The sequence below is a fragment of the uncultured Aureimonas sp. genome, from assembly GCF_913775355.1.
In the GTDB taxonomy this organism is placed as follows: Bacteria; Pseudomonadota; Alphaproteobacteria; order Rhizobiales; family Rhizobiaceae; genus Aureimonas.
In genome coordinates, this window is the sequence record NZ_CAJYIU010000146.1 from 1 (window position 1) to 10,228 (window position 10,228).

The 10,228-nt window shown below is 68.6% G+C and carries 13 protein-coding genes, 1 other RNA gene and 1 pseudogene; 7 read left to right on the forward strand and 8 right to left on the reverse strand.

Annotation, left to right across the window (positions count from 1 at the left end; translation table 11 throughout):
* Window positions 1-200, forward strand: a pseudogene (locus QZ753_RS09615) (6-aminohexanoate hydrolase); the annotation flags it as partial.
* 118 nt (window positions 201-318) lie between these two features.
* Here QZ753_RS09615 and QZ753_RS09620 read toward each other — a convergent pair.
* Window positions 319-1,068 carry a YebC/PmpR family DNA-binding transcriptional regulator gene (locus QZ753_RS09620; protein WP_294643169.1) on the reverse strand — a complete coding sequence of 250 codons (750 nt, stop codon included), beginning with the start codon at window positions 1,066-1,068 and terminating at the stop codon, window positions 319-321.
* Between the two features lie 175 nt (window positions 1,069-1,243).
* On the opposite strand from QZ753_RS09620, the gene QZ753_RS09625 reads away from it, so the two are divergent.
* Complete coding sequence (locus QZ753_RS09625; protein WP_294643171.1) at window positions 1,244-2,056, forward strand: MBL fold metallo-hydrolase; 813 nt, start codon at window positions 1,244-1,246, stop codon at window positions 2,054-2,056.
* 3 nt (window positions 2,057-2,059) lie between these two features.
* On the opposite strand, the gene QZ753_RS09630 is transcribed toward QZ753_RS09625, so the two are convergent.
* From QZ753_RS09630 to QZ753_RS09640, 3 genes are all read right to left on the reverse strand, one after another.
* A complete protein-coding gene (locus QZ753_RS09630) occupies window positions 2,060-2,251 on the reverse strand; it encodes a hypothetical protein (protein WP_294643173.1) in 192 nt (63 codons plus the stop codon).
* 106 nt (window positions 2,252-2,357) lie between these two features.
* On the reverse strand, window positions 2,358-3,179 hold the full coding sequence (locus QZ753_RS09635) for a TIGR00282 family metallophosphoesterase (protein ID WP_294643175.1): 822 nt from the start codon (window positions 3,177-3,179) through the stop codon (window positions 2,358-2,360).
* The gene (locus QZ753_RS09640) at window positions 3,176-3,796 is read right to left on the reverse strand and encodes a glutathione S-transferase N-terminal domain-containing protein (protein WP_294643176.1); all 621 of its coding nucleotides are present in this window, start codon (window positions 3,794-3,796) and stop codon (window positions 3,176-3,178) included. Before QZ753_RS09640 ends, QZ753_RS09635 begins: the two co-directional genes overlap by 4 nt.
* Window positions 3,797-3,897: 101 nt before the next feature.
* Here QZ753_RS09640 and QZ753_RS09645 point away from each other — a divergent pair, with 101 nt between their 5' ends.
* Window positions 3,898-4,431 (forward strand): CAP domain-containing protein, encoded by a 534-nt coding sequence (locus QZ753_RS09645; protein ID WP_294643178.1) that lies wholly within the window; start codon window positions 3,898-3,900, stop codon window positions 4,429-4,431.
* Here the strand turns inward: QZ753_RS09645 and QZ753_RS09650 are convergent.
* The 4 genes from QZ753_RS09650 to QZ753_RS09665 form a co-directional block, all read right to left on the reverse strand.
* A complete protein-coding gene (locus QZ753_RS09650; protein ID WP_294643180.1) occupies window positions 4,382-4,975 on the reverse strand; it encodes a 5-formyltetrahydrofolate cyclo-ligase in 594 nt (197 codons plus the stop codon). The genes QZ753_RS09645 and QZ753_RS09650 overlap by 50 nt on opposite strands.
* 53 nt (window positions 4,976-5,028) lie before the next feature.
* Window positions 5,029-5,187: non-coding RNA, 6S RNA (gene ssrS, locus QZ753_RS09655), on the reverse strand.
* A gap of 59 nt (window positions 5,188-5,246) precedes the next feature.
* Complete coding sequence (locus QZ753_RS09660) at window positions 5,247-5,612, reverse strand: cell division protein ZapA (protein ID WP_294643182.1); 366 nt, start codon at window positions 5,610-5,612, stop codon at window positions 5,247-5,249.
* A 28-nt stretch (window positions 5,613-5,640) separates the two neighbouring features.
* A complete protein-coding gene (locus tag QZ753_RS09665) occupies window positions 5,641-5,922 on the reverse strand; it encodes a DUF4164 domain-containing protein (protein WP_294643189.1) in 282 nt (93 codons plus the stop codon).
* 415 nt (window positions 5,923-6,337) lie between these two features.
* Between QZ753_RS09665 and gap the strand changes: the two genes are divergently transcribed.
* Genes gap through QZ753_RS09685 form a run of 4 tightly spaced genes read left to right on the forward strand, consistent with a single transcriptional unit; the run spans window position 6,338 to window position 9,899 of the window.
* Window positions 6,338-7,351, forward strand: coding sequence for a type I glyceraldehyde-3-phosphate dehydrogenase (gap, locus tag QZ753_RS09670; RefSeq protein ID WP_294643191.1), 1,014 nt, complete (start codon window positions 6,338-6,340; stop codon window positions 7,349-7,351).
* A 9-nt stretch (window positions 7,352-7,360) separates the two neighbouring features.
* A complete protein-coding gene (locus QZ753_RS09675) occupies window positions 7,361-7,921 on the forward strand; it encodes a putative glycolipid-binding domain-containing protein (RefSeq protein WP_294643183.1) in 561 nt (186 codons plus the stop codon).
* A 35-nt stretch (window positions 7,922-7,956) separates the two neighbouring features.
* Window positions 7,957-9,150: a phosphoglycerate kinase gene (gene pgk / locus QZ753_RS09680; protein ID WP_294643184.1), complete on the forward strand. Its 1,194-nt coding sequence runs from the start codon at window positions 7,957-7,959 to the stop codon at window positions 9,148-9,150.
* Window positions 9,151-9,170: 20 nt separating this feature from the next.
* The gene (locus QZ753_RS09685) at window positions 9,171-9,899 is read left to right on the forward strand and encodes an SGNH/GDSL hydrolase family protein (RefSeq protein WP_294643187.1); all 729 of its coding nucleotides are present in this window, start codon (window positions 9,171-9,173) and stop codon (window positions 9,897-9,899) included.
* Window positions 9,900-10,228 lie beyond the last annotated feature (329 nt).

Sequence of the window (10,228 nt, forward strand, 5' to 3'; positions counted from 1 at the left end):
GCCACGAGGGGCGCTACGGCTGGGGCTACGGCGGCCAGATGATCTACGTCATCCCCGATCTCGCCCTCACCGTCGCCATCACCTCGGCCGAGGACCAGCCCTCCGCCCGCTCGGGCTACGTGCAGGACCTGCACCGGCTGGTGTCGGAGACGATCATTCCGGCGGCGGAGGCGCGGCGGGCGACTGAGGGCAAGAGCTGACTCCACTCCTGGGAACCGCAGGTTCGCGATCGGTCGGCGGGAGCCTCGAGACATGGAAAAGGGCGCACGGTTTGATCCGTGCGCCCCTTTTCAGATCCTGCGTTTCCGAACCCCCGTGTTAGGCGGCCGACAGCTTGGCCATCGTCTCCTCGTCCACCTCGAAGTTGGCGTAGACGTTCTGCACGTCGTCGTCGTCCTCGAGGTTGGCGATAAGGCGGAGCACGCTCTGGGCCTTCTCCTCGTCGACGGGGGTGGTCGTCTGCGGGCGCCAGATGATCTTCACGCTCTCGGCCTCGCCGAGGCTCTTCTCCAGCGCGCTCGCCACGTCGTTCATGTCGGCGAAGGCGGTGATGATGCGGTGGCCGTCCTCGTCGGACTGCACATCGTCGGCGCCGGCCTCGATCGCGGCTTCCATCACCTTGTCGGCGTCGCCCACCTTCGCGGAATAGACGATCTCGCCGACGCGGTCCCACAGGAAGGACACCGAGTTGGTTTCGCCGAGCGCCCCGCCGGATTTCGTGAAGTAGGAGCGGACGTTGGAGGCCGTGCGGTTGCGGTTGTCGGTCAGCGCCTCGACGATGACAGCGACGCCGCCCGGCCCGTATCCCTCGTAGCGCACCTCGTCGTAGTTCTCGGTGTCGGCGCCCGAACCCTTGGAAATGGCGCGCTGGATGTTGTCCTTGGGCATGGACTGCGCCTTGGCGTTGTTGATCGCCAGGCGCAGGCGCGGGTTCATGTCCGGGTCCGGCGTGCCGCTTTTCGCCGCCACCGTGATCTCACGCGCGAGCTTGGAGAACATCTTGGAGCGCACGGCGTCCTGCCGGCCCTTGCGGTGCATGATGTTCTTGAATTGGGAATGACCGGCCATCGCGGCACCTGTTCTATTGTCTGACGGGATCGATTTGCGGGTTCGTATAAATTCCATGGCGGTCCGCGTCCAGACGACGCGCCGACCGGCGGATGACGCGAGTGTGACTTGGGCACGGGCCGCAACGGGCGCAGGCTCAGGGTCCGATCCCGCACGACGCGACGAGGTCCACGCGATGCGACGGCCGATCCTGACCCTCCTCGTCGCCCTCGGTGGCGCGTCTCCGGTGCTGGCGCAGGATGCGCCGGTGAGCACCTGCCTCGCGATCGCCGACCGCCTTCCGGGCGCCCGCTACGCCTCGCTCGACGTGCCCCAAGGCCCGGTGCGGATGGCGCAGAACGGGCGGGGCGAGGTCAAGATCACCTATGTCCACCATGCCACCTACATGATCGAGAGCAGCGAGGGCGTGCGCATCGCCACCGACTATTCCGGCTATCACGGCGGAAGTGAGCCGCCCGACGTCGTGACCATGAACAAGGCGCACTCCACCCACTACACCGACGCTCCCGACCCCGGCATCTCGACGGTGCTGCGCGGCTGGAACCCCGAGGGCGGGCCGGCGAAGCACGCGGTGACGGTCGGCGACGTCCTGATCCGCAACGTGCCGACCGACATCAACCGCTACGGCACGTTCGAGGCGGACGGGAACTCGATCTTCATCGTCGAGGCATCGGGCCTGTGCATCGGTCATCTCGGCCACCTCCACCACAAGCTGACCGAGGACGACTACGCCGCGATCGGCCGGCTCGACGTCCTGATGGTGCCGGTGGACGGGTCCTGGACCATGAGCCAGGCGGGCATGGGCGAGATCGCCCAGCGGCTCCATTCGTCGGTGGTGCTGCCGATGCATCGCTTCCGCACGCCGATCGAGCGCTTCCTCGCGCAGATCCCGGACTTTGCGGTGGAGCGCCGCGAGGAGGCGTCGATGACGGTCTCGGCCCGCACCCTGCCGCGCCAGCCGACCGTGGTGCTGCTCAGCGGGGTGTGACGTTCAGGTCCGGCGGCGGCGGTCGCCGGACGTCGCGGCGCCCCCACCCGCATTCTCCTCCTCGAGGATCGCGGCCTCGTCGTCGCGGTCGTCATCGTCGTCGTCGAGCTGCACCTGCGCAGGGTTGCGCAGGGCATGCCCGTGATGGCGCGCCGGCGGCTGCGGCATCGACGTGACCACGCCGATCAGCGCCATGAGCACACCGAGAAGATGAAGTCGGATGGTCCGCACACGTTCAGGCCCCCTGCCGCACGCTTTGGATGGCTAGAGATCATCTGTCGATTGCGGCGGTTCTCCGGTCTCACCAGAAATTCGGGACGGAGCCTTCCAGCCGGGGGCCGATGCGCACCGTGCCGACCTTCTCGGCCAGCCCGGTGCGGTCGGAAATCTCGACCGCCAGCCCGCAGATCGTCGCCGGGCCCGAGGCCGCCTCGAAGCGGCCGCGCGGCACCTTCGTGACGAAGCGGTTGATCGGCTCCTCCTTGTCCATGCCGAGCGAGGAGTCGTAATCCCCACACATGCCGGCATCCGACTGGTAGGCGGTGCCGTTGGCCAAGATCTGGTGGTCGGCGGTCGGCACGTGCGTGTGGGTGCCGACGACGACCGAGGCGCGCCCGTCGAGGAAATGGCCGAAGCACTGCTTCTCGCTCGTCGCCTCGGCGTGGAAGTCGAAGATCACGGCATCGGCCTGCTCGCCGAGCGGGCACGCGGCGAGGATGTCCTCGGCGGCACGGAACGGATCGTCGAGCTCGGGATGCATGAAGACGCGGCCCATGACGTTGGCGACGAGCACCCGCGCGCCGTTTCGCGCCTCGACGAGGCAGGAGCCGCGGCCGGGCGTGCCCTTCGGGTAGTTCGCCGGGCGTAGGAACCGGTCGTGGCGCGAGGCGAAGGTCAGCGCCTCCCGCTGGTCGAAGACGTGATTGCCGGTGGTCACGACATCGGCGCCCGCCGCCACCGTCTCCTCGAAGATGTCCTCGGTGATGCCGAAGCCGCCTGCCGCGTTCTCGCCGTTGACGACGACGAAATCGAGTCGCCAGTCCGCAACGAGGCCCGGCAGCCGATCGCGCACCGCCACACGCCCGCTCCGTCCGACCATGTCGCCGAGGAACAGGAACCTCATGACGCGAGCGCGTCCTTGGCAGCCTTCAGTTTGGCGAGCGCCCTCGCCACGGCCGGGCGCTCGTCGACGCGGCGCACCCAGGCGGCGAGCGATGGAAACTTTTCATGGGCGTCGAGATCCTTCAGGCCGCTGCGGGCCCAGGATACGTTCATCACGTCGGCGACCGAGAATTCGCCGGCAAGGTATTCGACCTCGCCGAGCCGCTTGTCGAGCACGCCGAGGAGCCGGTCGGACTCCTTCTCGAAGCGGCGGATGGCGAAGTCGCTGCGCTCGTCGGCGTTCTTGAAGTAGTGAATCTGGCCGATCATCGGCCCGGTGCCGCCGGCCTGGAAGAACATCCAGCCGAGCGCCTCGGCGCGCGCCGCGCCGGCAGATGCGAGCAGTCGCCCGGTCTTTTCTGCGAGATGGAGGAGGATCGCGCCGGACTCGAAGACGCGCACGCCGTCGTCGGTCAGCGCGGGGATGCGACCGTTCGGGTTGATCGCAAGAAAGTCCGATTCCTTCTGTTTGCCGGTCGAGATGTCGATCAGGCGCAACGCGTAGTCGAGCCCGAGTTCCTCCAGCATGATCACCGGCTTCTCGCCGTTCGGTGTGGTCCAGGTATAAAGCTCGATCACGCGGCGAATCTCCGACAGCCAAGTTTCGAACGACGTAGCGCGGGCAGGCTCGCGTTGCGAGGGTGACGGCAGGCAGGACGACCGGACGAATGAAGACGAGCATGAAAACGGCGGCCGCGGTCCTCGCGGTCTGGCTGCTGGCAGGATGCGCCTCGACGGGGACGACCCCGTCCTCGGTCGCCGACCTCCGGATCGACCGCGATCGGGGCCTTGCGGCGGTCAATGCGTTCCGCGCCGAGAACGGCTTGAAGCCTTTGACGGTGGACGAGCGGCTGATGGCCGCCGCCGCCGCACAGAGCGAGGCGATGGCACGGCGCGACAAGATGGACCACGCGGTCGACGGCGCCCTGCCCGGCCGGGTCGAGCGGGTGGGCTACCGCTGGGGCACGACAGCCGAGAACATCGCCCGCGGCTACAAGGACTACGACGAGGCCATGGTCGGCTGGATCCATTCGCCCGGCCACCGGAAGAACCTCCTCAACCCCGACGTCACGCAGATCGGCTTTGCGGGCGCGCAGGTGCCGGGAAACCCCCGCCCCTATTGGGCGCAGGTCCTCGCCAGCCCGTCGAAGTATCCGGCCAAGCCTAGCGCGGAGAAGCCGTTGCGCTGGGGACCCGAACTCCGCTTTCCGTGAGGATGCGGTCGAGGAAGCGGTCGTGCGGCTCGACCGGCACCTCGGCCACCTCCTGCGCATCGAAGGCGAGGCCGATGGTCACGAGCGCAGGCTTCACCGCCAGGAGGCGTGCGATCGCGCGGTCGTAGAAGCCGCGGCCGTAGCCGATGCGCGCGCCACGCCGGTCGAAGGCAAGGAGCGGCACCAGAAGGACGTCGGGATCGAGCACCCGCGCCGCCGCCCCCGGCGCGACGGTGCCGTGCCCCTGCGCGACCAGTTCGCCGTCTCGCAGAAGCTCGCGGAACTCGAGATCGCCGTCCACGATCGCGGGCGCGGCGAGCCGCAGCCTGCGGTCGGCCAGCGCCATCATCGCCGGGCGGGGGTCGATCTCGGAACCGATGGGAAGATAGGCGCCGACGACGTCGACCGTCTCGAACAGGGTGTCGCGGGCGACATGCTCGGCCAGCGCGAAGGCCGCCTCGATCCGCTCGCCGGGCACCAGCGCCTCGCGCCGGGCGCTGGCCATGCGGCGAAGGTCGGCCTTGGCGGCTGCAATGTCGGGCATGGCGTCCTCGGTGCGAAACGCAGGAAGCCTCGAATAGCGAATGGCGGGAGGAGTGGCGAGCCACCTCGGCCGATGAGAAGATCGATCCCGGGAACCTACAGAGTAGGTGGGCGCCGTATGCCCCAGCCCACGGGCCGAGACAGGAACAGCTCCCTTAGGGATGCGTAAGGCCCCGGGGAATAAGTTATCCCTGTCGAACCGCGCAGCCCGCCGAAACGAGATATAGCACTCACGCCGCGGCCTTTCCATGGCCGCGAGGCGGGCTTTTTCGTCAGCGGCGTCCGCTTTCGAGCTTGGCGGCGATGCGCTCGACGATTTCCGACACGCCGAGAAGATGCTCGGTGAGGCGCGCGTCGCCCACCCGGGCGCCGCCGGCGGCCTGAGCCTCGCGCTCCCGCAGCTCGGCGATCTCGGTATTAGCCGCCGCCAACCTGCCCTTCGCCTCGTCGAGTTCGTCGGCCACCATCAGGGCGGCCATGACCATCAGCCGAAGGTCGCCGATCTCGCCGAAGCTGCCGCGCAGCTGCGAGACGCGGGCGTCGAGCCCGGCGCCGAGACCGAGGAGATGCTCCTCCTCGCCCTCGGCGCAGGCCATGCGGTAGGTCTTGCCGTCGATGGTGACTGCGATCTGGGGCATGGGGCTCGGCTTCTTCAAGGGATGCGCGTCAGGCGCGTCGTTCGGCGAGGACGTCGCGGATGGATTCCATCGCGGTGACGAGGCGGCGCGAGACCTCGCGGTTGGCGGTCTCGAGGCGCTGCGCCCGCGTCAGTGCGGTGTCGAGCTCGCTGGCCAGCCGCGAGCGGTCGGCGGTCATCCGCTGGACTTCCTCCTCGACCGACAGAACCACGTGGTCACGCGACATGCGCGCATCCACGGCGTCCTCGAGCCGTTCGAGCGCCTTCTGCAGGCGAAGCGTCGCCTCGCCGAGCGGACTGGCCGCATCCATCATCCTGCCTCCTTCGAAGGAATCGCACCCGCACCCCGATCCGCCGGGCACTTCGTTCAAGGCTGTCCTGCTTTATCGCGCCCCCGACCGATTTGAAAAGCCAAAGGCGCGCATGGATCGGCCGCGATTGACAGGCGCTCGGGACCTATGATGTGTGCGGGCCGAACGATGTAGCCTCTTCCCGCGGCCCGAATCCCGGAGGAAAGCGGTCCAGATACCGTGCCGGCATGCCCTTTGTGTCCCGCGCGCCCGCCGCGCCCGGCCTGCCGCCCGTCGTCTCCCGCTTCCGCGCTGCGGCTGACAATGTCCTGCACCGACCCTATGTCGGGCCGGGCGAGAAGCATTCGCCGTCCCGATCTCGCGGACGGCATCCGACGGGCCATCCCGGCCTCGCCGCCTGAGGAGAAGTATGACCATGGCAGTCCGCGTCGCCATCAACGGTTTCGGTCGCATCGGGCGCAACGTCCTGCGCGCCATCATCGAGTCCGGCCGTACCGACATCGAGGTGGTCGGCATCAACGATCTCGGCCCGGTGGAGACCAACGCCCACCTCATCCGCTACGATTCGGTGCACGGCCGCTTCCCCGGCACCGTGAAGGTCGACGGCAACACGATCGACGTCGGCCGCGGGCCGATGCGCGTGACCGCCGAGCGCGACCCGAAGAACCTTCCCTGGAAGGAGCTGAACGTCGACATCGCCTTCGAGTGCACCGGCATCTTCACCGATCCAGCCAAGGCCTCGGCGCATCTCGAGGCCGGTGCGAAGAAGGTTCTGATCTCGGGCCCGCTGACCAACGCGGCCGACGAGAAGACCGTCGTCTTCGGCGTGAACGATCACACCCTGACGGCCGGCGACAGGATCGTGTCGAACGCGTCGTGCACCACCAACTGCCTCGCGCCGGTCGCCAAGGTTCTCGACGAAGCCATCGGCATCGAGACCGGCTTCATGACGACGATCCACTCCTATACGGGCGACCAGCCGACGCTCGACACGATGCACAAGGACCTCTACCGGGCGCGCGCCGCCGCCCTGTCGATGATTCCGACCTCGACGGGCGCCGCCAAGGCGCTGGGCCTCGTGCTGCCGCAGCTGAAGGGCAAGCTCGACGGCTCGTCGATCCGCGTGCCGACGCCCAACGTCTCAGTGGTGGACTTCAAGTTCACGGCCAAGCGCGCCACCTCGGTGGAGGAAGTGCAGAACGCCATCCGCGCCGCCGCTGAAGGCCCGCTGAAGGGCGTCCTCGGCTACACGCTCGACCCGAACGTGTCGGTCGACTTCAACCACGACCCGCACTCCTCCATCTTCGCGATGGATCAGGTGAAGGTCCTCGGCGGCACCTTCGTGCGCATCCTGTCCTGGTACGACAACGAGTGGGGCTTCTCCAACCGCATGTCGGACACCGCGATCGCCATGCACAACGCCGGCTGATCCCAGCCGATGCCGTTCCGGCCCCTGTCCTCACGCGAAGTCCGTTGGGCTCCCGCCGAGGGCGAGGGGCTGGAGCACCTCCACCTTGCGACGACGCCCGCCGGCGTCGTCGCGCGCTCCGCCCTGATCGGCAGCCGGGGTGAGCGGCCCTTTGGCGTCTTCTACGAGATCGAGCTCGACGCCGGCTGGCGGGTGACGCGGTTCCGCGTGGAGACCGCGCGCGGGCAGCGCCTCGCCCTGTCGCAGGACAGGCCCGGCCGGTGGACGGATGCAGACGGCACGCATTGCGCCGATCTCGACGGCTGCATCGACATCGACCTTGCCGGCACGCCCTTCACCAACACCCTGCCCATTCGCCGCCTCGACGGCCGGCTTGCCGAGCCGACCGAGCTGCGCATGGTCTACGTCCCCTTCGACACCTTCGAGCCGCTGGTCGACGAGCAACGCTACGCCGAACTGTCGCCGAGGCTCTATCTCTACGAGGCGGTCGACCGCAGCTTCGAAGCCCGCCTGCCGGTGGACGAGGACGGGCTGGTGATCGACTACCCCACCCTTTTCCGACGCGCCTGAGCGCGATCCATCCTTTTCCCGACGGAGCCCCAGCGATGACCCTGTTCAAGACGCTCGACGATGCCGCCCTCCAGGGCAAGCGCGTCCTGGTGCGCGTGGATCTCAACGTGCCGATGAAGGACGGCGTCGTGACCGATACGACGCGCATCGAGCGCATCCTGCCGACGATCCGCGAGATCATCGAGAAGGGCGGCCGCGCGATCCTGTTGGCCCATTTCGGCCGCCCGAAGGGCAAGGTGGACCCGTCGCAGTCGCTGGGCCCCATCGCGCCGGTTCTCGCCGAGAAGCTCGGCCAGCCCGTTGGCTTCGCCGAGGACTGTGTCGGCCCGGTCGCCGACGGCATCGTGGCCAACATGAAGGACGGCGATGTCCTCCTTCTCGAGAACACCCGCTTCCACGACGGTGAGGAGAAGAACGACGAGACCTTCGTTTCCGGTCTGGCCGCGCTGGGCGATGTCTACGTCAATGACGCTTTTTCGGCCGCGCACCGCGCCCACGCCTCGACGGAAGGCCTCGCCCACCACCTGCCGTCCTATGCCGGCCGCACCATGCAGGCCGAGCTGGAGGCGCTGGAGAAGGGTCTCGGCCAGCCGGAGAAGCCGGTGATCGCGATCGTCGGCGGCGCCAAGGTCTCGACCAAGATCGACCTCCTGCAGAACCTCGTCACCAAGGTCGACTGCCTCGTGATCGGCGGCGGCATGGCCAACACGTTCCTCGCCGCACAGGGCAAGGACGTCGGCAAGTCGCTCTGCGAGCACGACCTCGCCGACACCGCCAAGGCGATCCTCGCCGCCGCCGAGACGAGCGGCTGCACCATCCTCCTGCCCGTCGACGCCGTGGTCGCGCGCGAGTTCAAGGCGAATGCCGAGAACGAGACCGTGCCGGTCGACCGCGTGCCCTCCGACGCCATGATCCTCGATGTCGGCCCCGCCTCGGTCGGCGCGATCACCGAGTGGATCGACAAGTCGAAGACGCTGGTCTGGAACGGCCCGCTCGGCGCCTTCGAACTCGAGCCCTTCGACACGGCGACCATGGCCGCCGCGCGCCATGCCGCCGCCCGAACCGATGCCGGCGCGCTCGTCTCGGTCGCCGGTGGCGGCGACACGGTGGCCGCGCTGAACCAGGCCGGGGTGTCGGAGCGCTTCTCCTACGTCTCGACGGCGGGCGGCGCCTTCCTCGAATGGATGGAAGGCAAGCCGCTGCCGGGCGTCGACGCGCTGAAGGCCTGACGCGTCCGCGGATCGGATCCATGCGCCCCGCCCTCCTCTCCTGGCTGATGTTGCCGGTCTACGTCTGGCAGGGCATCGGCATCCGGCGCTCGATCGAGCGCATGCTGCCGCCGGCCGGTCCTTTCCATGGAGCGGCCGGGGGACCGGGCGAGGACGCGCCGATCCGCCTTCTGGTGCTCGGCGACTCGTCGGCCGCCGGCGTCGGCGTCGACCGGGCGGAGGACGGGCTGGCCGCCCGGCTCGCCGAACGGCTGCATGCGCTGACGGGCGAGGCAGTGCGCTGGCGCGCCATCGGCTCCAACTCCGCCGTCTCGGCCGATGTGCGCGACTTCATCGTGCCGAACGTCGCGCCGGAGGGCTTCACGCACATCCTCCTGTCGATCGGCACCAACGATGTGAAGAACTTCCACACCGCGCGCCGGTTCAAGCGCGGTTTCGGCGGGCTTCTCTACGCGCTGCGCGCCCGCTGGCCGGACGCGCGCATCGTCTGGTCGCCGCCGGTCGACATGCTGCGAGTTCCCGCCCTGCCGCGCGGGCTCGCCAAGGTGCTGTCCTTGCGCGAGCGCGTTCTCGCCCGCCTCGGGGCGCGTCTCTGCCTCGAGCGCGGCGTCGTGCCGGCCACCACCCTGCCCCGTGTCGAACCGGCCGGCTTCTCGCGCGACGGCTTCCACGCCTCGGCCGACGGCGCGGTCTACACGGCCGGCCACTTGGCCCCGTATCTTCTGGGCGATCGCACGAAGACGGTCTGACGGCGCGTCCATCTCGCCGCAAGGCTTGCGTGAAAGTCTTGGCTAGCGCAGCAAATCCACGCTTCAAGGGCATCTGCCCCAATTCGGACGGAAAAGCGAAGGAAAGGCGCGCGCCGACTTCATCGCATGCGATCCGACGGCCGGGTCGCGCTCCTGGATGCCCCGCCCATGCCCGCCGCTTCCCAATCCTTCCAAGCTTATGCGCGGGCGATTGCGCTCCTGCGCCCCGAGGCCGGCCGCGTTGCCGGCATCGTCCTCGCCGGCATGGCCGTCGCAGGCATCCAGGTGGCCGAACCGGTCCTCTTCGGCCATGCTGTGAACGCGCTTCT